The 26,944-nt window shown below is 64.8% G+C and carries 31 protein-coding genes; 10 read left to right on the forward strand and 21 right to left on the reverse strand.

The window, feature by feature from the left end:
• Positions 1-215: 215 nt before the first annotated feature.
• The gene (locus IVB45_RS33035) at positions 216-1,190 is read right to left on the reverse strand and encodes an ABC transporter substrate-binding protein (protein ID WP_247357856.1); all 975 of its coding nucleotides are present in this window, start codon (positions 1,188-1,190) and stop codon (positions 216-218) included.
• A 25-nt stretch (positions 1,191-1,215) separates the two neighbouring features.
• On the reverse strand, positions 1,216-2,253 hold the full coding sequence (gene hemH, locus IVB45_RS33040) for a ferrochelatase (RefSeq protein ID WP_247357855.1): 1,038 nt from the start codon (positions 2,251-2,253) through the stop codon (positions 1,216-1,218).
• 79 nt (positions 2,254-2,332) lie between these two features.
• Between hemH and IVB45_RS33045 the strand changes: the two genes are divergently transcribed.
• Complete coding sequence (locus IVB45_RS33045; RefSeq protein ID WP_027565541.1) at positions 2,333-2,731, forward strand: MAPEG family protein; 399 nt, start codon at positions 2,333-2,335, stop codon at positions 2,729-2,731.
• Between the two features lie 109 nt (positions 2,732-2,840).
• On the opposite strand, the gene IVB45_RS33050 is transcribed toward IVB45_RS33045, so the two are convergent.
• Genes IVB45_RS33050 through IVB45_RS33060 form a run of 3 tightly spaced genes read right to left on the reverse strand, consistent with a single transcriptional unit; the run spans position 2,841 to position 6,657 of the window.
• Positions 2,841-3,941, reverse strand: coding sequence for a nickel/cobalt transporter (locus IVB45_RS33050; RefSeq protein WP_247357854.1), 1,101 nt, complete (start codon positions 3,939-3,941; stop codon positions 2,841-2,843).
• Positions 3,938-4,570: a DUF1007 family protein gene (locus tag IVB45_RS33055; protein ID WP_247357853.1), complete on the reverse strand. Its 633-nt coding sequence runs from the start codon at positions 4,568-4,570 to the stop codon at positions 3,938-3,940. Before IVB45_RS33055 ends, IVB45_RS33050 begins: the two co-directional genes overlap by 4 nt.
• Positions 4,571-4,575: 5 nt before the next feature.
• Positions 4,576-6,657, reverse strand: coding sequence for a M3 family metallopeptidase (locus tag IVB45_RS33060; RefSeq protein WP_247357852.1), 2,082 nt, complete (start codon positions 6,655-6,657; stop codon positions 4,576-4,578).
• A gap of 135 nt (positions 6,658-6,792) precedes the next feature.
• Here IVB45_RS33060 and IVB45_RS33065 point away from each other — a divergent pair, with 135 nt between their 5' ends.
• From IVB45_RS33065 to IVB45_RS33085, 5 genes are all read left to right on the forward strand, one after another.
• Entirely contained in the window at positions 6,793-7,047 is a 255-nt protein-coding gene (locus tag IVB45_RS33065) for a hypothetical protein (protein WP_247357851.1), read from the forward strand.
• Between the two features lie 669 nt (positions 7,048-7,716).
• Positions 7,717-8,859 (forward strand): type III PLP-dependent enzyme, encoded by a 1,143-nt coding sequence (locus IVB45_RS33070; protein ID WP_027565545.1) that lies wholly within the window; start codon positions 7,717-7,719, stop codon positions 8,857-8,859.
• 131 nt (positions 8,860-8,990) lie between these two features.
• A complete protein-coding gene (locus IVB45_RS33075) occupies positions 8,991-9,578 on the forward strand; it encodes an N-acetyltransferase (RefSeq protein WP_247357850.1) in 588 nt (195 codons plus the stop codon).
• A 147-nt stretch (positions 9,579-9,725) separates the two neighbouring features.
• A complete protein-coding gene (locus tag IVB45_RS33080; protein WP_247357849.1) occupies positions 9,726-10,115 on the forward strand; it encodes a RidA family protein in 390 nt (129 codons plus the stop codon).
• 48 nt (positions 10,116-10,163) lie between these two features.
• Complete coding sequence (locus IVB45_RS33085) at positions 10,164-11,606, forward strand: homospermidine synthase (RefSeq protein ID WP_247357848.1); 1,443 nt, start codon at positions 10,164-10,166, stop codon at positions 11,604-11,606.
• Positions 11,607-11,718: 112 nt separating this feature from the next.
• On the opposite strand, the gene IVB45_RS33090 is transcribed toward IVB45_RS33085, so the two are convergent.
• The 11 genes from IVB45_RS33090 to IVB45_RS33140 form a co-directional block, all read right to left on the reverse strand.
• Positions 11,719-12,054 (reverse strand): hypothetical protein, encoded by a 336-nt coding sequence (locus IVB45_RS33090; protein WP_247358119.1) that lies wholly within the window; start codon positions 12,052-12,054, stop codon positions 11,719-11,721.
• Between the two features lie 100 nt (positions 12,055-12,154).
• Positions 12,155-12,871, reverse strand: a complete 717-nt coding sequence (locus IVB45_RS33095; RefSeq protein WP_247357847.1) for an MgtC/SapB family protein — start codon at positions 12,869-12,871, stop codon at positions 12,155-12,157.
• A gap of 30 nt (positions 12,872-12,901) precedes the next feature.
• Positions 12,902-13,921, reverse strand: coding sequence for a WD40 repeat domain-containing protein (locus IVB45_RS33100; protein WP_247358118.1), 1,020 nt, complete (start codon positions 13,919-13,921; stop codon positions 12,902-12,904).
• Positions 13,921-14,958, reverse strand: coding sequence for a GTP-binding protein (locus tag IVB45_RS33105; RefSeq protein WP_247357846.1), 1,038 nt, complete (start codon positions 14,956-14,958; stop codon positions 13,921-13,923). Before IVB45_RS33105 ends, IVB45_RS33100 begins: the two co-directional genes overlap by 1 nt.
• A gap of 54 nt (positions 14,959-15,012) precedes the next feature.
• On the reverse strand, positions 15,013-15,876 hold the full coding sequence (locus IVB45_RS33110; RefSeq protein ID WP_247357845.1) for a metal ABC transporter substrate-binding protein: 864 nt from the start codon (positions 15,874-15,876) through the stop codon (positions 15,013-15,015).
• A gap of 5 nt (positions 15,877-15,881) precedes the next feature.
• On the reverse strand, positions 15,882-16,751 hold the full coding sequence (locus IVB45_RS33115) for a metal ABC transporter permease (protein WP_247357844.1): 870 nt from the start codon (positions 16,749-16,751) through the stop codon (positions 15,882-15,884).
• A 6-nt stretch (positions 16,752-16,757) separates the two neighbouring features.
• Complete coding sequence (locus IVB45_RS33120) at positions 16,758-17,513, reverse strand: ABC transporter ATP-binding protein (RefSeq protein ID WP_247284733.1); 756 nt, start codon at positions 17,511-17,513, stop codon at positions 16,758-16,760.
• A 2-nt stretch (positions 17,514-17,515) separates the two neighbouring features.
• The gene (locus IVB45_RS33125) at positions 17,516-17,767 is read right to left on the reverse strand and encodes a hypothetical protein (RefSeq protein ID WP_247357843.1); all 252 of its coding nucleotides are present in this window, start codon (positions 17,765-17,767) and stop codon (positions 17,516-17,518) included.
• A gap of 43 nt (positions 17,768-17,810) precedes the next feature.
• Positions 17,811-18,311: a hypothetical protein gene (locus tag IVB45_RS33130; protein ID WP_247357842.1), complete on the reverse strand. Its 501-nt coding sequence runs from the start codon at positions 18,309-18,311 to the stop codon at positions 17,811-17,813.
• Positions 18,308-18,919, reverse strand: a complete 612-nt coding sequence (locus IVB45_RS33135; protein ID WP_247357841.1) for a permease — start codon at positions 18,917-18,919, stop codon at positions 18,308-18,310. Before IVB45_RS33135 ends, IVB45_RS33130 begins: the two co-directional genes overlap by 4 nt.
• A gap of 229 nt (positions 18,920-19,148) precedes the next feature.
• Complete coding sequence (locus IVB45_RS33140; protein ID WP_007615200.1) at positions 19,149-19,745, reverse strand: superoxide dismutase; 597 nt, start codon at positions 19,743-19,745, stop codon at positions 19,149-19,151.
• A 237-nt stretch (positions 19,746-19,982) separates the two neighbouring features.
• Between IVB45_RS33140 and IVB45_RS33145 the strand changes: the two genes are divergently transcribed.
• The 3 genes from IVB45_RS33145 to IVB45_RS33155 all read left to right on the forward strand — a co-directional run bounded on the left by IVB45_RS33145 (position 19,983) and on the right by IVB45_RS33155 (position 22,520).
• Complete coding sequence (locus IVB45_RS33145) at positions 19,983-20,510, forward strand: GNAT family N-acetyltransferase (RefSeq protein WP_027565557.1); 528 nt, start codon at positions 19,983-19,985, stop codon at positions 20,508-20,510.
• 82 nt (positions 20,511-20,592) lie between these two features.
• Positions 20,593-21,978 (forward strand): MATE family efflux transporter, encoded by a 1,386-nt coding sequence (locus IVB45_RS33150; protein WP_247357840.1) that lies wholly within the window; start codon positions 20,593-20,595, stop codon positions 21,976-21,978.
• 107 nt (positions 21,979-22,085) lie between these two features.
• The gene (locus tag IVB45_RS33155; protein ID WP_027565559.1) at positions 22,086-22,520 is read left to right on the forward strand and encodes a DUF2147 domain-containing protein; all 435 of its coding nucleotides are present in this window, start codon (positions 22,086-22,088) and stop codon (positions 22,518-22,520) included.
• A gap of 4 nt (positions 22,521-22,524) precedes the next feature.
• Here IVB45_RS33155 and IVB45_RS33160 read toward each other — a convergent pair whose 3' ends face one another.
• On the reverse strand, positions 22,525-23,664 hold the full coding sequence (locus IVB45_RS33160) for a DUF3095 domain-containing protein (RefSeq protein ID WP_247357839.1): 1,140 nt from the start codon (positions 23,662-23,664) through the stop codon (positions 22,525-22,527).
• Positions 23,665-23,842: 178 nt separating this feature from the next.
• On the opposite strand from IVB45_RS33160, the gene IVB45_RS33165 reads away from it, so the two are divergent.
• The gene (locus tag IVB45_RS33165) at positions 23,843-24,268 is read left to right on the forward strand and encodes a ribbon-helix-helix domain-containing protein (RefSeq protein ID WP_247357838.1); all 426 of its coding nucleotides are present in this window, start codon (positions 23,843-23,845) and stop codon (positions 24,266-24,268) included.
• Positions 24,269-24,272: 4 nt separating this feature from the next.
• Here the strand turns inward: IVB45_RS33165 and IVB45_RS33170 are convergent, their stop codons facing one another.
• The 4 genes from IVB45_RS33170 to IVB45_RS33185 all read right to left on the reverse strand — a co-directional run bounded on the left by IVB45_RS33170 (position 24,273) and on the right by IVB45_RS33185 (position 26,943).
• A complete protein-coding gene (locus tag IVB45_RS33170; protein ID WP_247290104.1) occupies positions 24,273-24,488 on the reverse strand; it encodes a hypothetical protein in 216 nt (71 codons plus the stop codon).
• A 125-nt stretch (positions 24,489-24,613) separates the two neighbouring features.
• Positions 24,614-25,336, reverse strand: coding sequence for an SDR family NAD(P)-dependent oxidoreductase (locus IVB45_RS33175; protein WP_027565563.1), 723 nt, complete (start codon positions 25,334-25,336; stop codon positions 24,614-24,616).
• Positions 25,329-26,711: a fatty acid--CoA ligase family protein gene (locus IVB45_RS33180; protein WP_247357837.1), complete on the reverse strand. Its 1,383-nt coding sequence runs from the start codon at positions 26,709-26,711 to the stop codon at positions 25,329-25,331. Before IVB45_RS33180 ends, IVB45_RS33175 begins: the two co-directional genes overlap by 8 nt.
• Positions 26,698-26,943 (reverse strand): acyl carrier protein, encoded by a 246-nt coding sequence (locus IVB45_RS33185; RefSeq protein WP_007597226.1) that lies wholly within the window; start codon positions 26,941-26,943, stop codon positions 26,698-26,700. The genes IVB45_RS33180 and IVB45_RS33185 overlap by 14 nt, the downstream gene beginning before the upstream one ends.
• Between the last annotated feature and the right edge of the window lies 1 nt (position 26,944).

Consider the following 26,944-nt stretch of genomic DNA (forward strand, 5'->3'; position numbering starts at 1 on the left):
GACCCCAAGGGTTCAGTAAAGCGTTCAGTAAAGAGTTCAGAAGATTCAAGGCTCAGCGGTCGTGCCTGGTTTCGGCATCGGCAGGATTCTACACAAGACGCCGGGAGAGGGAATGGTCGCGATTATGTATTTGCGAGGCGCTCTTGAAAGCGTGCTGGCGTAGACCTAGCGCCGACGTTAACGAATCCGGCCATGCCGGCCGTCGCAGCCGAATCCTACTCGATGACCTCGTTCGCGGTTGCGAGCAGGCTTGGCGGAAGCGTGACGCCGATCGCCTTCGCAGTCTTCAAGTTGATCGCGAGCTCGAACGTGGTGGGATTCTGGACCGGCAAGTCGGCCGCTCGCGCACCCTTCAGGATGCGATCGATATAGGAGGCGGCGCGGCGGAGCTGCTCGGCGCTATCGGTACTGTAGGACATCAAGCCACCCTCGTCGACGAAGGTGCGGCTCCAGAACACCGCCGGCACGCGCGCTTCATTGATCGCCGCCAGCAGAAGCGCACGGTTGGACATGGTGAAGAAGTCCGGCAGCACCAGTAGGCCGCCGTCTTTCCGTAGGGCCAGGGCGGCGATCGAGGCCGTGTCATGGACCGGCACGGGCTCCACCGTCACATCGAGCGCGCGGCCGGCGTCCTCGATCGTACGCAGCATCAGCGGCGCGAACGGCGCAGTGGCGGGATTGTAGACGACCAAGACACGGGACGGTTTTGGCGTGACCTGCGTCAGCATCTCCAGCCATTTGCCGGCCAGCGGGCCGTCGTAATCGGTGAAGCCGGTGACATTGCCGCCGGGATGGGCGAGATTCTGGACAAAGCCCTGGCTGACAGGATCTGTGACGACGGCGAAAACGATCGGGATGGTCGTCGTGCGCCGGCGCAGCTCCTCGACCGAGGGCGTGCCGACCGCAAGCAGGATGTCGGGCTTGAGCGCCACGAGTTCGTCGGCGAATTGCGCGATCCGTGCGCGGTCGCCGCCGCCGTTGCGCCAATCAATCTTGAGGCTGTCGTGCTCCTTCCAGCCATGGCCGGCAAGCGCCTCGACCAGGACCGCGCTACGCGTCTGACCGATCGCATCGTCGGCCGCAGTGACCGAGAGCACGCCAAGCCGGCGCGCCGCATTCGTTTGCGCCAGCACCGAGGCCGGCAGCGCCGCAATCACCCCAAGAAGCGCCAGAACCTCGCGGCGGTTCATGGGGCGCTCCTCAGATCCAGGCTCACTAGATCCAGCCCTGGAGCTCGCGCAGCACCAGCGTTCGGATCACATCCATGCCGGGGTCGCTGTCGTTGAGGCAGGGGATCGCGGAAAACTGCTCGCCGCCATTGTGCTTGAAGATCTCGGCATTCTCCTGCGCGATCTCCTCCAGCGTCTCGAGGCAGTCGGCGGAAAAACCCGGCGTGATCACCGCGATGCGGCGCACGCCCTCTTTCGCCAGACGCTCCATGGTCTTGTCGGTGTAGGGCTGCAGCCACTCGTCGAATCCGAACCGCGACTGGAAGGTCAGCAGCAGCTTTGTCTCATCCATGCCCAGCCGGCGGCGCAGCGCCTCTGTGGTCGCGACGCATTGGCTCTGATAGGGATCGCCCTTGTCGACATAGGCCTTCGGCATGCCGTGGAATGAGGCGACGATCAGCTCCGGCTTGAAGGGCAGGCTCGCCAGATGCGTCTCGATCGAGGTGGCGAGCGCCTCGATATAGGCTTCATCCTCGTAGTAAGGCGGCGTCACCCGCAGCGTCGGCTGCGCGCGCATGCGGGCAAGCACGCGGAACACCTCGTCGCAGACGGTGGCGGATGTTGCAGCCGAATATTGCGGATAGAGCGGTACGGCAAGGATGCGATCGCAGCCCTTCGCAATCAGGGCATCGATGCCCGACTTGATCGAAGGATTACCATAGCGCATCGCCCACTCCACCGTGACCTGGTCGCGGTCCGAAAGCATGGCCGCGAGCCTGTCGCTCTGCGAGCGCGTGATGGTCTTGAGCGGCGACTCGTTCTTCTCGGTGTTCCAGATCTTCAGATAGTCGCGCGCCTTGGCGCGGGGGCGGGTGCGCAGGATGATGCCGTTCAGCACCGCCTTCCAGATCAAGCCTTGATTCTCGATGACGCGGGCGTCCGAGAGGAACTCCTTCAGATAGACCCGCACGCCGCGCGCGTCGGCGGTATCGGGCGTGCCGAGATTGACCAGGAGCACACCGACGCGCGAGGGGGCGGGCTGCGTGGCCGGCATCGCGGCCTGGCTGGGAGCGATTGTCATCATGATCCGTTGCGTCGCGCGTTGTTCCGAACTTGTCAAGATTGGGGCGGTTTCGCTAGGGTCAGTACACAGGGGGAGAACCATGACGCTAGCGGAATGGTGCGTTTTCGGGGCGCTGCTGCTCTATCTCTTAACGATCGTCTCGATCAAATGGATCAGATTTCGCGGCTTCGACAATTCGCGGCCGCGCGATCCAGCCTTCTTCGAGGACGCCATCGCTCAGCGCGCCCTCGGCGCGCATCAGAACGGGATCGAGACCTTTCCGTTCTTCGCCTTTGCGGTGCTGCTCGCCGAATACAGGGATTCGCCGCAGCGCCTGATCGACGAGCTCGCGGTGCTGTTCCTGATCGTACGGATCGCCTATGTGCTGACCTATCTCGGCAACCGCCCGACGCTGCGCTCCATTCTCTGGAGCATCGGCTTTGCGATCAATCTCGGGATCTTCTTCATGCCAGCGTTGAAGCAGTTCTTGCCGGTGTGACATCTTTCCTTCCTTCTCCCTTGTGGGGGAAGGTGGCGCGAAGCGCCGGATGAGGGGTTCTGTCCGCGGCGCGGCGAGCCACCCTCTCCACAAGGGGCGAGGGAAAAACTCAGAAACACGTCGTCCGTTCGGCCGCGATGTAGCCCAACAACAGACCCGCGCCGAACAGCAGCACGACGCCGGCGGCGGCGAATTCGATACCGCGCATGAACAGTGCGCGGCTGCCGTCGCGTCCGGCGCTCAGGCGGGCGGCGATGTCCTTGGCGGAGACGGCGACCACAGCGATGGCCGCGACCGTGATCGCGGTGCCGAGCCCCATCAGCAGGGTCGCGGCAATGCCGGCCCAGAACAGGCCCTGGGCCAGCGCGAACACGAGCACCAGGATCGCGCCCGAACAGGGGCGGATGCCGACGGTCAGGATCGCGGCAAAGCCGCGTCCCCAGCCACCGGGGCCGGCGAGTTCGCTCGGCGTGGGGCCGTGGGAATGGCCGCAATGCTCGTCGTGAACGTGGTCATGCTGGTGGTGATGATGGGCCTGGGCGTGATCGTGGCCATGATGATCGTGCGCATCGTGATGGTGGTGACCGAGATCATGATGGTCATGCGGCACGCCCGCGATCGCCGGCACCGCCTGAACCGCCTGCAGCGCGCGGATGAAGGTGCGTCCCTTGACCCAGACCAGCCGCAGGCCGAACAGCGCGATCAGCGCGTAGCTTGCGATCTCGATCGCGCCTTCCGCCTTGCACATGGTCTTGGCGGTCGCATTCAGCACCCAGGCCGAGATGCCGACGATCAGGATGGCCACCAGCGACTGCATCAACGCGGAGGCAAACGACAGCATGATGCCGCGCCGGGCGGTCTCGCGATTGGCGACGAGATAGGAGGCGATCACCGCCTTGCCGTGCCCGGGACCAGCCGCGTGGAAGATGCCATAGGCAAACGAGATGAAGAGCAGCGTCCACACCGCGGAGCCATCGGACTTCGCGGCGCGGATGGTCGCCGACATCTGCCGATAGAATTCCGACTGTTTTGCCAACAGCCAGCCGATCAAGCCGCCGGCCTCGGGCTGGGCAGCTTGTGTCGAACGCGGCGCGCCGAACGGGTTCTGCGCGAGGAGATCGTGGAGCGCCGCATCGGTCACGCCCACGACGAGAAGAACGCCGGCGCAGACAGCGAGCCCGCGCGCCATGGGCGTGAGTTGCGGCTTCAAGGGCAATCCACCGTGATCTTGTTGGCGAACATCATGCCGAAATTGGAATTCTCGCCGTTCATAAAAGTCTGCTCGTTGAGCTTCTGAGCACTCGCGGTGCCGTCGCTCGGCCGGTCAAGTTTCATCTGGCAGCCGGCGGGCGCGCCGACCAGCTTGACCGGATTGTCCTTGGCCATCTGGAAGTCGATGAAGAAGGAGCGGTCGAACACTTCGAGCACCAATTGCCTGGGCTTGATCGGGTTCTTCAGGGGCAGCGTGAAGTGCAGGGTCAGGACCGTATCCTTGTAGTCGAGGAAGTAGTCGACCGGCTCCTGGAATCGCTCCTTCTTGCCGTCGGCTCGCGCGAAGGTGAAGTAGGCATATTCCTTCAGCGATTCGACATTGGTCTGCGCCAGTGGACCCAGCTCCTCGCGGGTGTAGGCGCCCTTGGCCTTGCTCTCGAGCCCCTGCACCGCATAGGCCGAGAACATGTCGTCAAACGTCCAGGCGTGGCGCACGCCGGTGATGGTGCCGTCCTCGGCGTAGAGCAGCTCGCTGGTCGCGGTGATCCAGACATGCGGATGCGCCTGCGCCGCGCCTGCCGCGAGCGACAGGGCGACAGCGAGCAGCAGCCCGAACAGGGCGCGCATGCCCGTCAGGCCGCCTTCGGAGCGTCGAGCAGGCCGCGGCGGCGCAAGAGCGCGTCGGGCTCCGGCGGCCGGCCGCGGAAGGCCTCATAGGCGGCTTCCGGATCAACCGATCCGCCGCTCGAGTAGATGTCGTCGTGCAGACGTTTTGCGATGGCCGGATCGAAGATGTCGCCGGCTTCCTCGAATGCACCGAAGGCGTCGGCGTCCATCACCTCAGACCACATGTAGCTGTAATAGCCGGCGGCATAATGATCGCCAGTGAAGATGTGACCGAATTGCGTCGGCCGATGACGCAGCGATATCTCCTCGGGCATGCCGATCTTTTCCAGCTCGCGTCTCTCGAAGGCGCGGACATCCTGCGCGGCGGAGGGCGGCTGGGTGTGGAATTCGAGATCGATCAGCGCCGAGGAGACGAACTCGACGGTGGCGAAACCCTGGTTGAATTTTCGCGCGGCCAGGAACCGTTGCAGCAGATCGTCCGGCAGCGGCTCGCCGGTCTGGTAGTGGCGTGCGAACTGCTGCAGCACCTCGGGCCGCTCCTGCCAGTGCTCGTACAGCTGCGAGGGTAGCTCGACGAAGTCGGTGAACACGGAGGTGCCCGACAGCGAGGGGTAGGTCACGTTGGAGAGCATCCCGTGCAGGCCGTGGCCGAACTCGTGGAACAGGGTGCGGGCATCGTCGGGCGACAGCAGCGAGGGTTCCCCATCCGCGCCCTTGGAGAAGTTGCAGATATTGAGGATCAGCGGCGCGACCTCGCCGTCGAGCTTCTGCTGGTCGCGCAACGAGGTCATCCACGCGCCAGAGCGTTTCGACGGCCGGGCGAAGTAGTCGCCATAGAACAGCGCTTTGTGCTTGCCGTCCCGCCCCTTCATCTCCCAAACCCGGACATCCGGATGCCAGACCGGCACGTCCTTGCGCTCCTCGAAGGTGACGCCGAACAGGCGCGTGGCGCAGTCGAAGGCGGCGGCGATCATGTGGTCGAGCGCGAGATACGGCTTGATCGCGGCGTCGTCGAAATTGGCGCGCTGAAGGCGCAGCTTTTCGGCATAGAAGCGCCAGTCCCAGGGGGCGAGCTTGAAATTGCCGCCCTCCTCGGTGATCAGCGCCTGCATGTCGTCGCGGTCGGCGAGCGCCCGCGCCCGCGCCGGCTTCCAGACCCGCTCCAGAAGGCCGCGCACCGCTTCCGGCGTCTTGGCCATGGAATCCTCGAGCCGGTAGGCCGCGAAGGTCGGGTAACCCAGGAGATTGGCGCTCTCCTCGCGCAGCTTGAGGACCTCGACGATGGTCGCGTTGTTGTCGTTGGAATTGCCGTTGTCGCCCCGCGCGGTGAAAGCCTTGTAGACCTTCTCGCGCAGGTCACGCCGGGCCGAGCTCTTCAGGAACTGTTCGACCGAGGAGCGCGACAGGGTGACGATGGCCTTGCCGGCCATGCCGCGTTCTTCTGCCGCAGCCTTGGCGCTGGCGACAAAACTCTCCGGCAGGCCCTGGCGGTCGGCTTCGCCGAGCTCCATGAACCATTCCTGCTCGTCGCCGAGCAGATGATGACTGAAGCTGGTCCCGAGCTGGGCGAGTCTCTCGTTGATCTCCGCCATCCGCGTCTTGGCCTCCTCGGAGAGGCCGGCGCCGGAGCGGTGGAAGCGGGTGTAGGTGCGCTCGAGCAGGCGGAGCTGTTCCAGTGTCAGACCGAGATTGGCGCGGTTCTCGTGCAGCTGGGCGATGCGGCCAAACAGCACGGCGTTCATCATGATCGGATTCCAGTGCCGCGCCATCCGCAAGGAAACCTCCTTGTCGATCTCCAGGATGGCCGGGTTGGAATGCGCGGAGACGAGGTCGTAGAAGACCGACGCGACCTTGCTGAGCAGCTTGCCCGAGCGCTCCAGCGCCGTGATGGTGTTGGCGAAGTCGGCCGCGGTCGGGTCGCTGGTGATCGCTGCGATCTCGGCGGAGTGGTCGGCGAAGGCCTGCTCGAAGGCCGGGAGGAAGTGCTCCGGCTTGATCTCGTCGAAGGGCGGGGTCGCAAACGGCGTCACCCAGGCCTTCAGCAGCGGGTTGGTCTCGGAGTCCGTAGTTTGGCGGGGTTCTGACATTACAAGTCCCGATTTGTGGCTCGATTGTTGCGGCCAGCTATAGCACGCGATGGGGCTTTTTTGGGCCATTTGCCCTTGCTCCCGGCTGCCTTTTCGGGGAGATTGCGGCCCTCCAAGCCTAGGACCCCTGAGCTCATGAACGCGACCTCCTCGTCTTCCCGTCGGATCGTCTGGCCGAGCGTCATCACCGTCATCAGCGCCGCCATCCTGATCGGCGCCGAGGTGTTCGGCGCGGCGTTTGCCGGCGGCTGGGCGCTCGCGATCCTGTTCGGGCTGGCCGAGCAGGGCACGCACATCCTTCAGGCCGCGCTGTTTGCACTCGGCGTGCTCGTGATGACTGCCTTCATCCGCGCCGCTCAGCGCGTCGAGCCGTTCACGAAGCGCGGCTGACACTTCCTCGCGTGCGAGAGACACGCGCGCAGAAAACTTAACGCGCGTTCATCTTCCGCGTCGCTCGCGCAACACTGCGCAAGCAGATGTTAGGCAATTCTGTTCGCAGTCTAAAAAATCTCTTGCGAAGCAGAGTCAAAACACTTATGTGCGGATTGCCCAATTTCGCACGTGCCTGTGGTCGTGTGTCAGTCGGTAGGTATCCGGACAAGAGGCCGGACAGCCGCCAAGGGGTGAAGAAGCCGAGGGGCTCTTCGGAAGTGTGGAAGTCGGAAGGCTCATAGCCGGAAGACGAAAGCAAACCCGGAGCGTCCAGCATCTCTCTCAAAGAGATGCCTTGTCGAAGGTGACTTTGCTCTTTGCAACCGTGACTGGCAGCCGGAGGCGAACCGGCGCACCCCGCTCTCAACGGGGGACGCGACTTAAAGCAACGACGGATCGGGCTTTTTTGGTCTCTACCGGCAGTCCAACGCCGGCGCGGGCTACTGAAAAGGCTTGTCCTTCATTGCCAGGTGTGCGGGCGGGAACATTCCCAACCAATCCACGGCAGCACAGTCTGATGTGAGTCTTTGGCTCGTCGCGCCTCCATCGCGCGATCTGGCCGGAGCGCTCTTATCCGACGTCATTTTTTGAACGGATCCCCGTCGCTGGGCCGTTTGGGAGAGTGCTATGACCGACCGTATCCAGGAATTCCTGCGCAACCGCCGCAGCGAGGGCCTCGACACCGAACCGTGCCTCGTCGTCGACCTCGAAGTCGTGCGCGACAATTACCAGACCTTTGCCAAGGCGCTACCCGACAGCCGCGTGTTCTATGCCGTCAAGGCGAACCCGGCGCCGGAAGTGCTGACTTTGCTCGCCTCCATGGGCTCCTGCTTCGACACCGCGACGGTCGCCGAGATCGAGATGGCGCTGGCCGCCGGTGCGACGCCCGACCGCATCTCCTTCGGCAACACGATCAAGAAGGAGCGCGACATCGCTCGCGCCTTCGCGCTCGGCATTCGGCTGTTCGCGGTCGATTGCACCGCCGAGGTCGAGAAGATCGCCCGTGCCGCGCCCGGCGCAAAGGTGTTCTGCCGCATCCTCTACGACTGCGCCGGCGCCGAATGGCCGCTGTCGCGCAAGTTCGGCTGCGACCCGGAGATGGCCGTCGACGTACTCGACGTTGCCAAGCGTCTGGGCCTGGAGCCGTGCGGCATCTCCTTCCATGTCGGCTCGCAGCAGCGCAAGGTGAAGGCGTGGGACCGTGCGCTGGCGATGGCCTCGCAGGTGTTCCGCGACTGCGCCGAGCGCGGCATCAACCTGACCATGGTCAACATGGGCGGCGGTTTCCCGACCAAGTACCTGAAGGACGTGCCGCCGGTGGTGACCTACGGGCGCTCGATCTTCCGCGCGCTGCGCAAGCACTTCGGCAACCAGATTCCGGAGACCATCATCGAGCCGGGCCGCGGCATGGTGGGCAACGCCGGCATCATCGAGTCCGAAGTCGTGCTCATCTCGAAGAAGAGCGACGAAGACGAGGTGCGCTGGGTCTATCTGGACATCGGCAAGTTCGGCGGTCTCGCCGAGACCATGGACGAGTCGATCCGTTACGCTATCCGCACCCCGCATGACGGTGCGGACATGACGCCGTGCGTGCTCGCGGGCCCGACCTGCGACAGCGCCGACGTGCTGTACGAGAAGAACCCGTATCCGCTTCCGGTGACGCTCGAGATCGGCGACAAGCTGTTGATCGAAGGCACCGGGGCCTATACGTCGACCTACTCGGCGGTGGCGTTCAACGGCATCCCGCCGCTGAAGACCTACCATATCTGATCGCCTCTCTTTCCGAGGCCTGACGAACCCGGGAGCCGGCTTGCCGGCTCCCTCCCTGACATTTCGATTTCTGACGACGCCTTGGACCGGGTGCTTTGGGCACGTCCGTTTCAAGCGGGGACTGACGCGCCATGACTGCTCTTCGGAAGACACAGGTTGATCCCACCTCGAAAGCCGCTCCGTTCGCGATCCGTGCGGAGCGTGCGGCCGACGTTGCGATGCGTGAAGCGCTGCTCGATGCGTCCTTTGGCGAGAACCGCTATGGCCGCACCTGCCAGCGCCTGCGTGACGGACGCGCACCCGCAGCCGGCCTCGCGCTGACCGCGATGCGCGAGGGGAAGCTCGTGGGAACCGTGCGGCTGTGGCACGTCAGCGCCGGAGGCAGGCCCGCTCTGGTCCTCGGACCGCTGGCGGTGGACCCTGCCTGCCGCGAGCTCGGGATCGGCGCCGCGCTGATGCAACAAGCGCTGGCTGCCGCCCGGGCGCGCGGCCATGCCGCCGTGATCCTGCTCGGCGATGCCCCTTATTACGCCCGCTTCGGCTTCTCCGCGGCCAACACCGGCGAGCTGTCGCTGCCCGGTCCGTTCGAACGCGACCGCCTGCTGGCGATCGAATTCACGACAGGCGCGCTGGAGGGCGCCGCCGGGATGATCGTCCCGACTGGGACGGCCTTGCCCAAACGGAGGGTAGTTCGCGCCCTCCAGGCGCGCGCGGCCTAAGGGATCGCCATGATGGCGACGACCCCGCCGCGTTAAGCGGCAACGCCCGGCTGTGCCTGCGTTAGGCTTCGTTCCTTTGGGGTTGCGCAGGCCGGCAAATTGCCCCTAAACCCCACGAAATTCCTCTTCAGTCGAGGCCCACGACCAATGTCCCGCCGCCTGATTTCCACCGGCTCCCCGTTCGAGAAGACCGCCGGCTACAGCCGCGCCGTGATCGACGGCGAGTTCGCCTTCGTCGCGGGGACCACCGGTTACGACTACACCACGATGACAATGCCGGCCGATGTCACGAGCCAGTCACGCAACTGCTTCAAGACCATCGAAGCTGCCCTGAAGGAGGGCGGCTTCGAGATGGCCGACATCGTCCGCGTGACCTACTACATCACCGACATCAAGGATGCGGACGCGCATTTCGCGGTCTGCGGCGAAGTCCTCGGCGAGATCCGCCCGGCCGCCACGCTTCTCGTCGTCTCGGCGCTCTACAAGCCCGAGATGAAGGTCGAAATCGAAGCCACTGCCAAGCGCCGCAGCGCCTGAGCCATCCCCCACCATTTGTTCGCCAGCACGTTCCGGAGAAACCATCCCATGAGCCCCGCCTCGCAGATCTACGCGAAGATCACTGGTCCCATCGTCATGGTCGGCTTCGGCTCCATCGGCAAAGGCACGTTGCCGCTGATCGAGCGGCATCTCGATTACGACAAGTCGCGCATCACCGTGATCGATCCGAAGGACGAGGGGCGCAAGGCTCATTGCGAGAAGCACAATGTGCGCTTCATCCAGAAGGGCGTGACCAAGGACAATTATCGGGAGTTGCTGACCCCGCTGCTCACTGAGGGCGGCGGCCAGGGCTTTTGCGTCAATCTCTCGGTCGACACCGGCTCAACCGACATCATGGAGCTCTGCAACGAGCTCGGCGCTCTCTATATCGACACCGTCAACGAGCCCTGGCTCGGCTTCTATTTCGATTCCTCGAAGGGCCCGGAGGCGCGCTCCAACTACGCCCTTCGCGAAGCGACGCTGGCCGCCAAGAAGGCGCGCCCCGCGGGCTCGACCACGGCCGTCTCCTGCTGTGGCGCCAATCCCGGCATGGTCTCGTTTTTCGTCAAGCAGGCGCTGCTCAACGTCGCCGCTGACCTGAAGCTCAATGCGCCCAAGCCGAAGACCAAAGCCGAATGGGCGGACTTGATGCGACAGGCCGGCATCAAGGGCATCCACATCGCCGAACGCGACACCCAGCGCTCCAAGAAGCCGAAAGAGCCCGATGTCTTCGTCAACACCTGGTCGGTGGAAGGTTTCCTGTCGGAAGGCGTGCAGCCATCAGAACTCGGCTGGGGCACCCACGAAAAATGGATGCCCGAGAATGCGCGCACCCACGAATCCGGCTGCGGCGCCGCCATCTATCTGATGCAGCCCGGCGCCAATACGCGCGTGCGCACCTGGTGCCCGACCCGCGGCGCGCAGTATGGCTTCCTTGTCACCCACAACGAGTCGATCTCGATCGCGGACTATTTCACCGTGCGCGACGCATCGGGCACGGCGGTCTATCGGCCGACCTGCCACTATGCCTATCATCCGGCTGACGATGCCGTGCTGTCGCTGCATGAAATGTTCGGCCGCGCCGCTAAGATGCAGGAAAAGCACCACATCCTCGACGAGAACGAAATCGTCGACGGCATCGACGAACTCGGCGTGCTGCTGTTCGGCCATGACAACAATGCCTATTGGTTCGGCTCGCAGCTCTCCATCGAGGAGACCCGCAAGCTCGCGCCCTATCAGAACGCCACCGGCCTGCAGGTGACCTCCGCCGTGCTCGGCGGCATGGTGTGGGCGCTGGAAAACCCGAACGAGGGCATCGTCGAAGCCGACGAGATGGATTTCGACCGTCTGCTGGAAATTCAGCTGCCGTATCTCGGGCCGGTCAAGGGTTTCTACACCGACTGGACCCCGCTGACGGATCGTCCTGGACTGTTTCCGGAAGATATCGACACCAGCGATCCCTGGCAGTTCCGGAACGTTTTGGTGCGGTGATTGTGCCGTCATGCCCGGACTTGTCCCGGGCATCCACGCACTTCTTTCTCGCGACTCCAAGAACGTGGATGGCCGGGACAAGCCCGGCCATGACGCCACAGCTGGCAGTTAGCTACTTCCTCTCGATCGGCGGCGCGATCTTCTCGGCTGGCGCCGGCGGCAATGTTGGTTTAGCCGCACCGGCAGCGCCCTGCGTCTGCGGGTCGGGCCGCGCGGGCTCTGGGGCTGGCGTGGTCGGCCGATCACCGCCGGGCTTGGCCTCCGCAGGCTTGTTCTGATCGTCGGACGGCGTGCCCTGAAGGGGTTGCGTCGCCTGGGCCGTCTGCATCCGGGTCTCGGCGCGGATTTGCGCCAGCGACATGCCTGACACCACGACGCCCGCCGCGAACAGCGAGCAGGCAACCATCAGGTCGATCTTCAGTCTGCGCTTCTCATATTGGCCGGGCATGTCGATCACCGCCTTTGTCCGTGGGATCAACGAAATCGCCGGTCCGCGGTTCCCTGCCCGTGGTGCGGGAACTCGGCGGCTGCGCGCCCAATCGCCGCGCTCAGTCCGTGGTGCTGACTTCCCAGGTGGCGTGGCGGACGCCGGGCAGGTGCTGGAGATCGGTGGCCACTGCATTCAGCTCGTTTGGATCGACGGCGCTCGCGACCAGCTTTGCCACGATCTCGATCAGATCATCCCCGGTTTCGACCATTTCGATATCGGCCACCAGATATTTTGCGCTCTCGAGCTTCTCAACGAGCCGGTCACGCATGTCGGGCAAGGCGTCCGATGCGACCGCGAGCTTGAAGTAATAGGTCGCCTCGGAGGTCTTCTCGTTGAGAGGGATGCGGTTGATGGCGTTGACCAGCGGCCGCAGCATGGTGTTGCCGGCAATGACGAAGACGGTGAGCGCCGCGGCCTGCGCGACCATGTCGGCGCCGGCGCAGGAGCCGACCGCGGCCGAAGCCCACAGCGTCGCCGCGGTATTGAGCCCGCGCACGTCCATGCCCTGCTTCATGATGACGCCGGCGCCGAGGAAGCCGATGCCCGAGACGACGTAGGAGATCACCCGCACCGCGCCGTCGGCGCCGGTCAGGTGCATGGCGAGATCGACGAAGGCGGCGGCGCCGACCGCGACCAGCACGTTGGTACGCAGGCCCGCGGTGCGCTGCCGGTATTGCCGCTCGGCACCGATCAGCGTGCCCAGCACGAAGGCCGTGAACAGGCTGACCAGCGTGTCCGCGAAGTCAGCGAGCTGGAAGGTCGTCAGAAACCGCATGGCCCCATCTACGGTCGGAACGATGACAGATTAAAGCTCCAGCAGGCCGCCGTCCCCATTTTCGTCGGCAAACGCCAGCAGCGTCCCCTTGGCATTCCAGGCGAGCGCGGCCACCGGCGGGGTGCCATTGCGGCGGACGAGGATCTCGGCGCCGTCCTCCAGACGCACCATCAGCACGGTGCCGTCGCTATAGCCGGCGGCGAAGATGTCGTTCCTGGGATGGCAGGCAACGACCGACACGCGCGCCTGCAGCGGCGCGAGCATCGCAGGCTCCTTGCCCATCGGGCCGTCCTTGCTGGCGAACGGCCATATGATGACGGTGTCGGCGCCCGAAGTCGCGAGCCCCTTGCCGCCCGCGCTCCACGACATCGAGCGGACGCGGCCGGGATAGCCGGTCATGCGCATGTGCCTGTTGTCGGCAAGCCGCCAGCCGTGCAGCGCCGATTCGTGCATCGTGGTGACCAGGAATTTGTTGTCCGGGCTGAAGGTAACGCCGAGATGCGAGCCGGCCCAGGGCAGGAATTCGGCCGATCCCGCCATGTTGGGAAACCACAGCGTCGCGCCGTTGTAATGGGCGATCGCGAGACGCTGGCCCTTCGGCGCAAACGCGAGGCCGCCGACGGTCGAGGGCACCTCGAGCGACTTCTCCTCGCTCTTGCCGCTCTTGAAGAAAGCGGTCTTGCCGGCCGACCAGGCGTAGGCACCGTCCGGATGCAGCGCTACCGCATCGATCCAGCGCCGCTTCGGGTCGGTGGCAAGCAGCGTCACCTCGCCCTTGGCGTCGAGCGACACGACTTTTCCATCGTCGCCGCCCATCACGAGGCGCTTGCCGTCGGAGGCGGCCGAGAGAATGCCGCCGCTGTGCACGGCGACCTTGCTGATCTCACCCTGGCCATCCACGAACGCAACGTTCTCCTCGCCGCCAACGAAGGCGGCGCGAGGCCCAAGGAAATGCACGGAGGTCACGACCGTCCCGAGCGCGAGCGGCTTGACGCGCTCGGTGACGGAGACGATCGAGGCGCAATCGGCGGGCGGCGTAAACTCTTTCATCACGAGACGATGCAGCTCTCAAAACCCTGGCGAATGAGATCTTGCGGCAATTCGCGACCGATGAAGACGAGGCGGCTCTCGCGCGGCTCGCCGTCCTTCCATTTGCGCTGGTGATTGCCCTCCAGCATCATGTGCACGCCCTGGAAGACGTAGCGGTCGTCGTCGTCGTGGAAAGCGAGGATGCCCTTGGAGCGCAGGATCTTGCCGCCCTCCACCTGCACCAGATTCTGGAGCCAGGGCATGAACACGTTCGGATCAAGCGGCTTGTCGGTCTTGAGCGACAGCGATTGCATGTCCTCGTCGTGATAGTGCTTCAGGCCGTGGCCGTGATCATGATCGTGACCGTGGTGATGATGATCATGGTCGTGGTCATGATCCTCGGCATTCAGGAAGTCCGGCTCGATGTCGAGGATGCGGTCGAGGTCGAAAGCGCCGCGGTCGAGCACGTCCGCCAAAGCCACCGAGCAGCGCTCGGTGCGGTGCAGCTTCGCATAGGGGTTGATGGCGCGGATGCGAGCCTCGACCTCGGCAAGCTCGGCCTTGGTGACGAGATCGGTCTTGTTCAGCACGATGACGTCGGCAAAGGCGATCTGGTTCTTGGCCTCGGGTGCATCCTTGAGACGGTCGGACAGCCACTTGGCATCCGCAACCGTGACGACCGCGTCAAGGCGCGCGTTCTTCTGCACGTCCTCGTCGACGAAGAAGGTCTGGGCCACCGGTGCCGGATCGGCAAGACCGGTGGTCTCGACGATGATGGCGTCGAACTTGCCCTTGCGCTTCATCAGGCCTTCCATGATGCGCACGAGATCGCCGCGCACGGTGCAGCAGATGCAGCCGTTGTTCATCTCGAACACTTCCTCATCGGCGCCGATGATGAGGTCGTTGTCGATGCCTATCTCGCCGAACTCGTTGACGATGACGGCGTACTTCTTGCCGTGGTTTTCCGACAGGATGCGGTTCAACAGCGTGGTCTTGCCGGCACCGAGATAGCCGGTCAGGACGGTCACGGGAATTTTTGGGGCGGTCGCTTCAGACATAACAACTCCGGACTTCGGGCTTTTCGCGCGACGCGAGGCGGGGTGGCCCCTGCCCTAGTGGTCAAGCGCGCTGGTCAGGGCCTTTATATTGTGCCTGACCATATCAATGTAAGTGGGTGCAGGCCCCTTTTCGCCGGTCAAACCGTCCGAAATCAGGGTCCCACCGACTTTTGAGCCGGTCTCCGCCGCGATCCGCCGGATCAGCCGGTCGTCGCTGATATTTTCCAGGAACACGGCCGGGATTTTTTGGGCCTTGATCTGGCCGATGATGGTGGCGATGTCCCGCGCGCTGGGCTCGGTTTCCGTCGAGACGCCCAAGGGCGCGATGAACCTGACGCCGTATTCGGCGGCGAAATACCCGAAGGCGTCATGGGTCGAGATCACCTTGCGCCGCTCCTGCGGGATTTTGGCCACGGCTTCGCGGACCTCGCGGTCGAGCGTTTCGAGCTTTTCCAGATAGGCCTTGGCCTGGGCGCGGAAGAACTCCGCATCATCTGGGTCGGCCGTAGCCAGCGCATCGGCGATGTCGGTGACGTAGATTTTGGCGTTGGGGACGGACTGCCAGCCATGCGGGTCTGCGGCAGAGCCGAGCTTGAGCGGCGCGATGCCCGCGCTCGCGGTGACCACCTGCGCCTTGCTTCCCGAGGACTGCACGAGGCGCGGCAGCCAACCCTCGAGACCAAGCCCGTTGACGACGACGAGATTTGCGTCCGCGATCCGCTTCGCATCGCTTGGCGCGGGCGTGTAGACGTGGACGTCGCTGTCGGCCCCGACCAGCGTCGTCAGATTGATCCGGTCGCCGCCGACATTGCGGACGAAATCGGCGAGGATCGAGAAGCTCGCGACGACCTTCAGTTGCTCCGCGGCGTGCAGCGGCGAGGCAATCAGCAAAAGCACACAAAGCAGGATGCGCCGCATCGCTATCACGCTTCCAGATGCCGGCCGGGAAACAGCTGCCTGACGACGCCGCCGACCCGGCCGAACAGGACGGAGACGGTGTAAAGCGCGCTCGCCACCAGAATGATCGCAGGGCCCGAGGGCACACGGGTCTGGAACGACAGCACGAGACCTGCATAGCCGGAGACTGCGGCAGCGACGACCGCGATGCAAATCATGACGGTGAGATCGCGCGACCAGAACCGCGCTATGCCGGCCGGCAGGATCATCAGACCGACCGCGAGCAGCGTGCCGAGCGCCTGAAAGCCGTTGACGAGGTTGATCACGACCAGCGCGAGGAAAGCGAGATGCGCAGGCCCGCCAGCCCGGCTCACGGTGCGCAAGAACAAGGGGTCGACACTTTCGATCACCAGCGGCCGGTAGATCACCGCGAGCACCAGCAGCGTCACCGTGGCGTTGAAGGCGACGACCAACAGCGTATGGTCGTCCATCGCGAGAATATTGCCGAACAGCACGTGCAGCAGGTCGATATTGGTGCCCTTGATCGAGACGATCGTCACGCCCAGCGCCAGCGATGCCAGATAGAAGGTCGCGAGCGAGGCATCTTCCTTCAACCCGGTCGAGCGCGCGACGAGGCCTGCGAGGATCGCGACGGCAAAACCTGCGATCAGGCCTCCGGCCGTCATCGCGAACAGATTGAGACCTGAGAGCAGAAAACCGACAGCGGCGCCGGGAAGGATTGCATGTGCCATGGCGTCGCCGACCAGGCTCATCCGCCGCAACATCAGGAACACGCCGATCGGCGCACCCGCGAGCGACAGCGCGATGACGGCCGCAAGCGCACGTCGCATGAACTCGAATTCGGTGAACGGGCCGATCAGCGCGTCATAGAGCATCGAATATCAAGCCGCCCGTGAGCGGGCATCATCGGCCGAGCAGGCGGCGGCGCTATCGTCGAAGGCTTCGCACATCCGCATCGCGACCATCAGGTTTTCCGGCGTCAGCACCTCCGCCGTCGGCCCCCACGCCACGGGACCGCGCGCCAGCACTAGCGTCTCGCTGAAATGGGTGCGCACCATCTCCATGTCGTGCAGCGCGGCGAGCACGGTGCGGCCCTCGCCATGCCAGTGCTTCACCAGCGTCAGCAGATCGGCCGTCGTCTTGCTGTCGATGGCGTTGAAGGGCTCGTCGAGCACGATCAGCCGCGCGTCCTGGAGCAGTACGCGCGCGAACAGCACGCGCTGCATCTGGCCGCCCGAGAGTGTGCCGATCGGGCGGTTCTCGAAGCCGTTGAGGCCAACGGAAGCGATCGCGCGGAGGATCTTTTCGCGCGCCGCCTTGCCGATGCCGCCGAACAGGCCGGTCCCACGCCACAGACCGGTGGCAACGAAGTCCAGCACCGAGATCGGGAAGCTGCGGTCGATCTCCGCGCTCTGCGGCAGATAGGCGATATCGCGGCTGTCGAGCCCGCCGAGATGGATGCTGCCGTCGAGCGGCCTGAGGATGCCGACGATGCCGCGCAGCAGCGTCGACTTGCCGGCGCCGTTCGGGCCGATCACGGCCAGCAACGCACCCGGCGCGACCTCACCATTGAGATGGTGCACGGCCGGATGGCGGTCATAGCCGAGCGTAACGTTGTGAAAATGCAGCGCCGCCATGGTCACCTCATTGCCAGGAAGACCACGCCCCAGAGCACGGCGCAGACCGCGAGCGCGGCCGCGAGGCGGGCGGCCATCGTCATGCGCAGGATCGACCAGTGCGCCGCCTGAGCCGGATGCGGAGAGGCCGCATCGTGGACATGGGCGTGGGTGTTAAGCGGGTGGCTGTGATCGTGTCCGTGCGAATGCCCGTGATCATGGGAATGGCCATGAGCATAGTCGTGATGATGGGCTGGGGACGCGGCGGGAACCATGCCGAAACGTTATATTATAACATTACCCCTGTCCACGCCGGGCTCAAGGCTTGCCAATCACCATGGAAATGGCGGCGGCGACGAACGGGAACGGCAGCGAGACCGCACAGCGGAACCAGACGAAACGGGCCGGCATGAAGGGCATTTCCCACAAAATCACCCGCTGGAAGGCAAACAGCGCCCAGGCGACGACATAGGCGACCACCTGCGGCACCCCACCGCCCGATTTCAGCGCCACCGTACCGATGGAGAACCCGATCACCGGGCCGCCGGGCGTCGCGGCCCCGGCGACCACGGCAGTCGCGACCCCGAGCCAGCCGCTGTCCGGGCCTAGCCAGCCGCTGATCACCTCCTGCGGGATGATGGCGGCGATGTAGCCGGAGCCGATCACCCCCAGCGCGATCCGTGGCACGATGTTGATGAAGTCCATCGAGCCTTCGCGCAGCGAGGCCTTGAACACCGGTGGGCCGCGGCGAAAGGCGATCAGGCCAACGCCGAACACCGAGCCCCACAACAGGATGTCGATCAGGAGCGCGGCGCTCAATTCTCATCGTCCTTCAGGACGGGCTTCGGATAGAGCCGGACATATACGAAGCGGCCGAGCGCGCCTGCGAGCACCGGCAACGGCAGCGAGATGACAATGCGCCACAGCGTGAAGTCGGTGCCCATGATCGGGATTTCCCAGGCCACCGCCCGGCCATAGCCGATCAAGGTCCAGCTCACGACCATGGCGATGGTGGCACCGAAATCGGCGCCGACCGCGAGCAGCGCACTCGCCACGGGATAGGCGGTGAAGGGACCGCCGGGCAGGATCGCGCCGAAGGCGGTGCCGATCAGAAGGCCTTTGAGGCCCGATTTCGGCCCGAGCGCGCGCGAGACTTTTTCGTGCGGCAGGATCTCGGAGATGAACGCGCCGAGCAGGCAACCAGCCAGCACGCGCGGCAGGATGCCGCCGAACAGCGAGAGATCGTGGGTCAGTATGTCGAGAACACCGTCGGTGCCGTCACGCCGCCAGACCAGCCCCGCGCTCACCGCCACCAGCGCTGCGATGATGATGGTCGACCAGCCGATCGGCTTCCGCACGCGACCCGGCCGCGGCTCGGATTCCGCGTCCTCGGCGGGCGCCGGGTCTTTCGGGGAGGGTTCTGACAACGGGCGCGTTCGGCTCGAGGGTGATGCCCGTCCTGATTAAGGGCGCCGCAGATGCGATGCAAACAGTACGATGACGGGAGCGATGCGCACCTCGCGCACGGCCATGCGGACGAAGTGCGAATTCCGCACAGCAAAAAGGCGGCCGCGCCTGCGACCGCCTTTTCAAGTCCGGCATTCCGGAGCGGCAAGGCCGCATCCGGAATGCGTGAAGCCTCAGGCCTTGTCGAGCTCAGGCCTTGTCGAACAGGGACTCGACGTATTCCCAGTTCACGAGGTTCTCGACAAACGCCTTCAGATAATCGGGACGGCGGTTGCGATAGTCGATGTAGTAGGAGTGCTCCCAGACGTCGCAGCCGAGGATCGGGGTGGCGCCGTGCACCAGCGGATTCTCGCCGTTCGGGGTCTTGGCAATCTCGAGCTTGCCGTTCTTGACCTGGAGCCAGCACCAGCCGGAGCCGAACTGGCCGACGCCGGCCGCCTGGAAGTCCGTCTTGAACTTCTCGAAGCCGCCGAGGTCCTCGTTGATCTTCTTCTCGATCTTGCCCGGCAGCTTGGTGCCGCCGCCATTGGGCTTCATCCAGCTCCAGAAATGGATGTGGTTGTAGTGCTGGCCGGCATTGTTGAACACCGCGGGGTTCTTGCCGAACGAGCCCTTGACGATCTCCTCAAGGGACTTGCCTTCCCATTCGGTGCCCTTGAGCGCGTTGTTGCCGTTGGTGACATAGGCCTGATGATGCTTGTCGTGGTGGAATTCGAGCGTTTCCTTCGACATGAATTGTCCGAGGGCGTCATAGGCGTAGGGGAGTGGGGGCAGCGTAAAGGTCATGGGTGTTGTCCGCGACTGATGGGGGAACGAGACTTAACGGTCACCCCTTATAGAAGGTTCCGTGGCCGTTAAATACCGCGAATTTTTCCAAAAGCGTGGTGCGGCGGCTTGGCCGGATTGCATAAAATCGTCGCAAGGATGTCGGCGTCTCAACCAGGCCGTAAAATATCATTGCCTTTGAGGTGCTTATGGCAGAACGAAACGCACCGACGGCGCGGAGATGCGAAAGAGAGAGCGATGAGCATCGAGATCGACATTTTGAACGGCGACGCCTCGTGGCGGATGGCGGAGCCGCTGCATCGGGCGGTCTTCGGGCCTGATATCGTCGGGAAGCAGCCCTGGGCTCACGTCAAATGGGCCAATGCCGACCTGCGCGTGCTCATCGAGACCCCCGAGGATGGTCTCGTCTGCCACGTCGGCATCTACTTCCGCACCGTCACCTGGAATGGGCAGAAGGTTCACATCGGCGGCATCGGCGGCGTCTGCACGCGGGAGGACCGGCGCGGCCGCGGCTATGCGACCATGGCGATCGACGCCGCGCTGCATACCATGCGCGCCAACGAGGCGGTCCGCTTCGCGCTGCTGTTCTGCGAGCCGCACAATGTCGCCTTCTACGAGGCCCGCAGCTGGCTCCCCTTCAAGGGCGAGGTCTATTGCGAGCAGCCGGAGGGGCGGATCCGCTTCACTCACATGGCGCCCTATGTCTGCAACATCGTCAGCGCGCCGACGCTGGGCACCATCGACCTCTGCGGCCTGCCCTGGTGAGCCCTGCGTGAGGCGCGGCTGGTGCCGGGGCTGTACGCCATATAATATGTCGATCATCATCTAATATTCCGCGCGGTGACACATGACGATCGACGCCTCCCTGGACGCCGTGCCGCCGCCTGCCCCGGCCGCCTCCCCCATCGCCAGTCTTTTGACGGCACCGATCCTGCCGACGCTGCTGCGGCTTGCGATCCCCAACATGATCGCGATGGTCGGCAGCACGTTGGTTGCGATCGCCGAGACCTCCTATATCGGCCGGCTCGGCACAATCCCGCTCGCAGCGATCGCGCTGGTGTTTCCGTTCGCCATGCTGACGCAGATGATGAGCGCGGGCGCGATGGGCGGCGGCGTCTCGTCTGCGATCAGCCGCGCGCTCGGCGCAGGCGATCGGACCCGTGCGGCGACGCTGGCGCTGCATGCCGCCATCATCGGCCTCTGCGGCGGGCTTTTCTTCACGGTGACGATGCTCGTCTTCGGCCGCTCGTTCTTCACGCTGCTGGGCGGGCGCGAGCGCGTGCTCGAGGAAGCCAGCGGCTATTCGCAAATGCTGTTCTCCGGCGCGGTCGCGATCTGGCTCGTCAACACGCTGGCCTCGGTGATCCGCGGCACTGGCGACATGCGCCTGCCCTCGATGGCGCTGATCGGGACGAGCGTGCTCCAGATCGCGCTCGGCGGCACGCTGGGGCTCGGCCTGTTCGGTGTGCCGCAATTCGGCATGCCCGGTGTCGCCGCCGGTCAGTTGATCGCGTTCACCTGTGCCGCGATCTTCTTCCTCTGGTATCTCTGGTCCGGCCGCAGCCGGCTGCCGCTGGATTTCCGCGCCTTCCATTTCGATCGCGCGTTGTTCTTCGACATCCTCAAGGTCGGCGCGGTGGCCTGCCTGTCGCCGCTCCAGACGGTACTCACCATTTTGATCTTCACCAAGATCCTGGCGACCTTCGGCACCGAGATGCTGGCCGGTTATGGCATCGGCTCGCGGCTGGAATTCTTGCTGATTCCGATCACCTTCGCCTTCGGCATCGCCTCGGTGCCGATGGTCGGCATGGCGATGGGCGCCGGACAGGTGAAGCGCGCGCGGCGCGTGGCCTGGACCGCGGCCGCGGCCTCGGGAATCACGGTGGGCCTGATCGGCGTCGTCATCGCGCTCGATCCGTCACTGTGGGTTTCGCTCTTCACCAGGGATCCCGGCGTTGCCGCCGCCGCGCACAGCTATTTCCATTGGGCGGGTCCGACCTTCGTGTTCTTCGGCATGGGCGTGTCGCTGTATTTCTCCTCGCAGGGCGCGGCGCGGGTCGGCGGTCCCGTGCTCGCCTCCACCGCGCGGCTGCTGATCGTCGCGATCGGCGGCGGCGCCCTCATGATGGCGCAGGCTCCGGCCTGGACCCTGTTCGCGCTGGTCGGCGGCGCAATGGCGGTGTTCGGGCTATCGACCGCGGCCTCGGTCGCCTTGGTACGCTGGGGCAAATGAGCACAGGTCAATGCACGCAGGCAAATAAACGCGCGAATGTGATTCCATCCAGCGTTGCACTATCCTGCTAGGCTGCTATGGAGGCGCTCCACTTTGGGGCTCTCTCCATGACTTCCAGATTCGCTGCTCTCATCGTCCTTCTGGCTGCGCTCCTTGGCGCGACTGCCGCCCATGCGCAGAGCGCCGACGGGACCTGGCTGACCCAGGCCGGCGACGCCCGCGTCAAGATCAGCAAATGCGGCGGCGGCATCTGCGGCAATGTCGTCTGGCTGCGTGAACCCCACGACACCGCGACCGGCCAGCCCGCCACCGACAGCAAGAATCCCAATCCCGCCCTCGCCAGGCGCCCGATGATCGGCTTGCCATTGTTCAGCGGCATGCAGCCGTCAGGGCCGAGCAAATGGTCGGGTCAGATCTACAATGCCGACGACGGCAGCACCTATGCGAGCAGCGTTACGGTGACATCAGCGGATTCGCTGCGGGTTGAGGGGTGCGTTGGCGCGCTCTGCGGCGGAGAAACGTGGACCCGGGCGGGGCGCTAGCGCTTCACGCCATCATCGCCTTCAGCGCCGTCGCCGCCGAAGCGTAGCCGCCCCGCGCACCGTCGATAAAATGGACGTGGTCACTGCGCAGCGCGGACGGGGTGAAGCAGGTCATCATCGCTGCATCCTGCTGGTGGAGGCCGTAACGCACGATGCCGTCGCGCGCGGCAGTCGCGAGGCGATCACTGAGGGCGCGCTCGAGCTCCGGCGTACAGTCGAGGATCATGCGCAGGCCGTCGTCATATTTGCGGAAGTCGGAGTTCTCCACGAGCTGCCGCTTATAAAGCTTCGGCACGAAGCCGCCGACCTTGAGATTGAAGCGCATGATCAGATAGACGAAAAGCGTATAGGCCAGCACGCTGGCGCGGCGTGCGAGCAACGGACCTCCGCGCTTGGTGCGCGCCTCATAGTCCAGCCCCTGCGGCGGCCATGTCAGCGGCGGACCTTGCGGCGGCACGGGCCGACCGGCATCCGGACTGCGCTCGACGAGATGGATGATGTCCTCGATCACCTTGCGGAATGCCGAGGGATCGGCGCCCTGGGTCGGCATCACCAGCACGGACAGGATCAGGCCGCGCGCCGCCGGAATGACCTCGAAGCGGCAGGACAGGCCGGAGAGATCGGGCTGCGTGCCCGCGGGCGCTTCGGTGATCGCAAACTCGCCGCGCTTCATCGCGGCGTCGGCCCAGGCGAGCCCGCCGCCCGAGAACATCGCATAGGACAAATTGGCCGAGGGACCGAAGCGCGCGACGCGCACGTCGAGGCCCTGCGCGCGGATGGCGCTCACCGGCACCAGCGCGACGCGCATCCCCAAATCGAGATCTTCCCGCACCCAGGTCGCGGTCGCAGCCAAAGCCTCGCGGGCCGGCTCGAGATCGCGGGGAGCGACCGCAAAACTCGCGCCGTCGCCGCCGAACACGAAGGGAAATTCGCGTCCCTCCAATGCGTTCGTCACCGCCGCGATCACGGCGGCACCGGCCATGTTCACCGCCTTGTAACGCTGCGCCGCGATGGCCTTGGTCGAATCCACGATGTCGGCAACGCCGACGCTCCAGTCGTCGGGCAGCGGCGAATACAAAGCGGGGTCCATCAGGCTGGTGAAGCCGCGAAAGACCGGAATGCCGCTATAAAAGGCTGATGTCATCGGATGATGCCGGATGGTTGGGACGCGCGTCCAAAAGACATACGTAGCAGGATCGATCCGGGTTCGCCGGGGGGGCGCGCCCTTGCAACCATTGGCCGAAATGGACCCGGACAACAAGATGAGGGCGCGCTGCAATGCCACAGAAGGTCATTGATCGGCATCAAACAGCGGGCCGCAAATGGCGTCTAGTCTCGATGATCTGACATGGTTGCGCGGGAACATCGACGTGTCCGACTTCAACGAGAAGGACTCCATCGCTTCGGTACGCCGGCGCACCGGGCGTGATCCCATCAGCGCGGTGAAGATGCCGGAAAGCCTGACCGCGGCCGTCGATAATTGGGCCGAAGCCCATCACCTGTCGCGCTCGGATGCTATCCGCACGCTGGTCGAACTGGGCCTGAAGGTCGCGCCCCCGGCACTCCCGCCAGGACACCCGCTCGCCTCGGATGCCACCAGGATCGAAGAGCTCGCAGTGCATGAACTCGAGGGGTTGCTCGATCCTGCCCTCTCTGAGGACGAACGCGAGCGCCGGATCCGCCGTCTGACCGATGGCCCGCCGGAGTTCTCACACGAACGGATTGACCTGCCGAAGCACCGGACCTGAATGCCTAGTGCAGCTTCTCGTCCTGACGCTTGCGCAGCACAGAGGCGGGAACGTCATGGCAGCCGACAAGGCGCACGAATTTCTGCGGATACATTTCGTAACCGTGATCACCGGAATTCTGATGAGACATCGGCTCGCAGTGAACGGGCTGGCCGTGAACGTCGCTTTGCTGGGCGGAAGATAGCTTTGCCGACGCCTTGCCCGGGTTCGAAGCGGTCATGGACTGCTCCCTATCGATTAGGGCAGATCGATTGACGTAACCCAATCGATTGCGCGGCATCTTACGACCAAATCCGGATCATGTCATTGCGCCGGATCAATGCAATTGTGGCGATGGAGTTCCGCCTACGCCGTGTTGCCCGCGTCGACCGTGAACACGCTACCCGTCACATTGCGACCGCCCTCGCCCAGCAGATATTCCACCATGCGCGCGACGTCGTCGGTCTCCGGCAGGCGCCGCAGCGCGCTGCGGCCGGCGATGCGCTTGCGGCTATCGTCGGAGAGATTGTGCGTCAGCTCGGTGTCGATGAAACCGGGCGCGATCGCGTTCACGGTGATGCCGAGCTTGCCGACCTCGCGCGCGAGCGAACGGGTGAAGCCGGTGGCGGCGGCCTTGGTCGCACCGTAAACCGAGAGGCCGTTATAGCCGGTGGTCGCGATGATTGAGGAGATGTTGATGATACGGCCGGCACCGTCGGCCATCATCTGGCGCGCGACATATTTGGTGAGAATGATCGGCGACAGCACGTTGAGCTGCACCAGCGCCTCGATCTCGGAATTGTGCATGGTCGCCAGCAGGCCTTCGGTGCCGAGGCCGGCATTGTTGACGAGGCCGTAGATCGGGCCGAATTCATCGCGCACGAGTTTGGCATAGGCCGGGATCGCGTCGATCACGGCGAGGTCACAGGCGCGGAAATGCAGGCGCCCTTCCGACCCGGCGATCGCCGCCGTGAGCTCGTCGCTCTCGCGCCGCGCGGCCGCGATCACGTTGTAGCCGGCATCGACAAGCCGCTTGCCGATCGCAAGGCCGATACCGCGGCTACCACCCGTGACGAGAACATTATGCATCGGTGCGCGCCAGTTTGCCGGCCGGGGTGACGTCGAGCGCCTCGACGAAGCGGATCACCGCCGGCACCTTATGGGACGCGAGCTGCGCGCGGCACTGATCCAGGATCTGGGCGCGGATCTCTTTCGCGCGCGCCGGATCGGTGCCGTCGGCGAGGATCACGTCGGCAACGACGATACCGCCGGTGATCGGGCTCTTGCGTGACTTCGCCCGCGACATCCGCACGTCGGGATGACGGTTGATCACCGCCTCGATCTCTTCGGGGTGAACCTTCAGCCCACCGATATTGATGATGCCGCCGCGGCGGCCGACGAAATAGTAGCGGTCGCCACGCAATTCGACGATATCGCCGCTGTCGACAAATCCGTCTACGTCGGTGAGCGCAGCCGCGTCGCGGCCGATGTAGGCGTGCGCCGTGCGCGTCGAGCGGATGCGTAGCGAGCCGTCGATGACCTTCATTTCGACGCCGTTGCGGTTGCCGAGATAGTCCGCCGGAAAGCCTTCCAGCCCATCATTGACGGCAAAGCCGACGCCGGCCTCGGTCGATGCATAGGCATGGCCGACGGAGGAATTCGGGAACGCCGTTTTCAGGCCGTCCAGCACCGCCTGGTCGGCGATCTCGCCGGAGAGGCGGACATAGCGCGGCGCGAACTGCGCGGCCGAGCCGCTCATCAACAGCTTGCGCCAGTGCGAGGGCGTGCCGGAGATGTGGGAGACGCCGCGCGCGTTCAACCGCGTGACGTGATCGCCGAGCGCCTCATGGGGATCGGACAGCACCATCGAGCCGCCGGAGAGGACGGCGCGGAGGAATATCTGCAGGCCGCCATAGCGGCGGATGTCGTAGAACGTCGCCCATACCGGCGCGGGTCCGCGCGCCGGGCCTTCGGCGACGATGGCGCCGGTGAGTGCTTCCAGTGTATGGCCGACGATTTTCGGCACGCCCGACGTGCCCGAAGTGAGCATCAGCCATTCCGTGGCGCGTTCGGTCCTGGCCGGCGTGGTAGCCTGAGGCGGCAGTTGTGCGGTGAGGACGAGCGGCACGCCGGTCTCGGCCAAGCGATCGGGCTCGTCGGTGACGACGGCGTCGATCCCGGCATCCGCCATCAGCGCATCGAGATGCGCGGGATTAAGATCGGGCGGGCACAGCAGCATGCGGCGCGCAATACCGTCGAGCTCGACCATGGCAAGGCCCGATCGGAGCTGGTCGGACAATTTCAGCAGCACCGCGCGGCCGGACAGCTCGCCCAGGCGGCCACCCAGGACCGTCTGCGACAGGATATCCGTCAGCGACACGACATCGTGCGCGTCCGACAGCGTGCGGCCGGTCAGCTCCGCGCCGAGATGGTCGCGAAGCGCAAAGATCTCACGCGGGGACATTTTCGTAGGCCCGCACGAAATCGCCCACAGTGGCGGGGAACGCTGCGTCCTCGGAGATGGTGAAGGGGTCGACGCCGGTCTCGTCCTCGAGGCGCGCCACCAGGATGGCGAAGGCGAGCGAGTCGAAGCCCGTCTCGTGCAGGGACAGATCGTCCGAGAGTGCGGGAAGCGCGACGTGCTGCTCCTTGGCGATCTGCTGGATCGCTTCAATGACCTTAGACCGTACCGACATG

The sequence above is a fragment of the Bradyrhizobium sp. 4 genome (genome assembly GCF_023100905.1).
Classification (GTDB): domain Bacteria; phylum Pseudomonadota; class Alphaproteobacteria; order Rhizobiales; family Xanthobacteraceae; genus Bradyrhizobium.

Excerpts from the sequence above, each read along its gene's own strand:
- IVB45_RS33035 (WP_247357856.1), bottom strand. The coding sequence starts at position 1,190 with ATGAACCGCCGCGAGGTTCTGGCGCTTCTTGGGGTGATTGCGGCGCTG.
- hemH (WP_247357855.1), bottom strand. The coding sequence starts at position 2,253 with ATGATGACAATCGCTCCCAGCCAGGCCGCGATGCCGGCCACGCAGCCC.
- IVB45_RS33045 (WP_027565541.1), top strand. The coding sequence starts at position 2,333 with ATGACGCTAGCGGAATGGTGCGTTTTCGGGGCGCTGCTGCTCTATCTC.
- IVB45_RS33055 (WP_247357853.1), bottom strand. The coding sequence starts at position 4,570 with ATGCGCGCCCTGTTCGGGCTGCTGCTCGCTGTCGCCCTGTCGCTCGCG.
- IVB45_RS33060 (WP_247357852.1), bottom strand. The coding sequence starts at position 6,657 with ATGTCAGAACCCCGCCAAACTACGGACTCCGAGACCAACCCGCTGCTG.
- IVB45_RS33065 (WP_247357851.1), top strand. The coding sequence starts at position 6,793 with ATGAACGCGACCTCCTCGTCTTCCCGTCGGATCGTCTGGCCGAGCGTC.
- IVB45_RS33070 (WP_027565545.1), top strand. The coding sequence starts at position 7,717 with ATGACCGACCGTATCCAGGAATTCCTGCGCAACCGCCGCAGCGAGGGC.
- IVB45_RS33075 (WP_247357850.1), top strand. The coding sequence starts at position 8,991 with ATGACTGCTCTTCGGAAGACACAGGTTGATCCCACCTCGAAAGCCGCT.
- IVB45_RS33080 (WP_247357849.1), top strand. The coding sequence starts at position 9,726 with ATGTCCCGCCGCCTGATTTCCACCGGCTCCCCGTTCGAGAAGACCGCC.
- IVB45_RS33085 (WP_247357848.1), top strand. The coding sequence starts at position 10,164 with ATGAGCCCCGCCTCGCAGATCTACGCGAAGATCACTGGTCCCATCGTC.
- IVB45_RS33090 (WP_247358119.1), bottom strand. The coding sequence starts at position 12,054 with ATGCCCGGCCAATATGAGAAGCGCAGACTGAAGATCGACCTGATGGTT.
- IVB45_RS33095 (WP_247357847.1), bottom strand. The coding sequence starts at position 12,871 with ATGCGGTTTCTGACGACCTTCCAGCTCGCTGACTTCGCGGACACGCTG.
- IVB45_RS33100 (WP_247358118.1), bottom strand. The coding sequence starts at position 13,921 with ATGAAAGAGTTTACGCCGCCCGCCGATTGCGCCTCGATCGTCTCCGTC.
- IVB45_RS33105 (WP_247357846.1), bottom strand. The coding sequence starts at position 14,958 with ATGTCTGAAGCGACCGCCCCAAAAATTCCCGTGACCGTCCTGACCGGC.
- IVB45_RS33110 (WP_247357845.1), bottom strand. The coding sequence starts at position 15,876 with ATGCGGCGCATCCTGCTTTGTGTGCTTTTGCTGATTGCCTCGCCGCTG.
- IVB45_RS33115 (WP_247357844.1), bottom strand. The coding sequence starts at position 16,751 with ATGCTCTATGACGCGCTGATCGGCCCGTTCACCGAATTCGAGTTCATG.
- IVB45_RS33120 (WP_247284733.1), bottom strand. The coding sequence starts at position 17,513 with ATGGCGGCGCTGCATTTTCACAACGTTACGCTCGGCTATGACCGCCAT.
- IVB45_RS33125 (WP_247357843.1), bottom strand. The coding sequence starts at position 17,767 with ATGGTTCCCGCCGCGTCCCCAGCCCATCATCACGACTATGCTCATGGC.
- IVB45_RS33140 (WP_007615200.1), bottom strand. The coding sequence starts at position 19,745 with ATGACCTTTACGCTGCCCCCACTCCCCTACGCCTATGACGCCCTCGGA.
- IVB45_RS33145 (WP_027565557.1), top strand. The coding sequence starts at position 19,983 with ATGAGCATCGAGATCGACATTTTGAACGGCGACGCCTCGTGGCGGATG.
- IVB45_RS33150 (WP_247357840.1), top strand. The coding sequence starts at position 20,593 with ATGACGATCGACGCCTCCCTGGACGCCGTGCCGCCGCCTGCCCCGGCC.
- IVB45_RS33155 (WP_027565559.1), top strand. The coding sequence starts at position 22,086 with ATGACTTCCAGATTCGCTGCTCTCATCGTCCTTCTGGCTGCGCTCCTT.
- IVB45_RS33160 (WP_247357839.1), bottom strand. The coding sequence starts at position 23,664 with ATGACATCAGCCTTTTATAGCGGCATTCCGGTCTTTCGCGGCTTCACC.
- IVB45_RS33165 (WP_247357838.1), top strand. The coding sequence starts at position 23,843 with ATGGCGTCTAGTCTCGATGATCTGACATGGTTGCGCGGGAACATCGAC.
- IVB45_RS33170 (WP_247290104.1), bottom strand. The coding sequence starts at position 24,488 with ATGACCGCTTCGAACCCGGGCAAGGCGTCGGCAAAGCTATCTTCCGCC.
- IVB45_RS33175 (WP_027565563.1), bottom strand. The coding sequence starts at position 25,336 with ATGCATAATGTTCTCGTCACGGGTGGTAGCCGCGGTATCGGCCTTGCG.
- IVB45_RS33180 (WP_247357837.1), bottom strand. The coding sequence starts at position 26,711 with ATGTCCCCGCGTGAGATCTTTGCGCTTCGCGACCATCTCGGCGCGGAG.
- IVB45_RS33185 (WP_007597226.1), bottom strand. The coding sequence starts at position 26,943 with ATGTCGGTACGGTCTAAGGTCATTGAAGCGATCCAGCAGATCGCCAAG.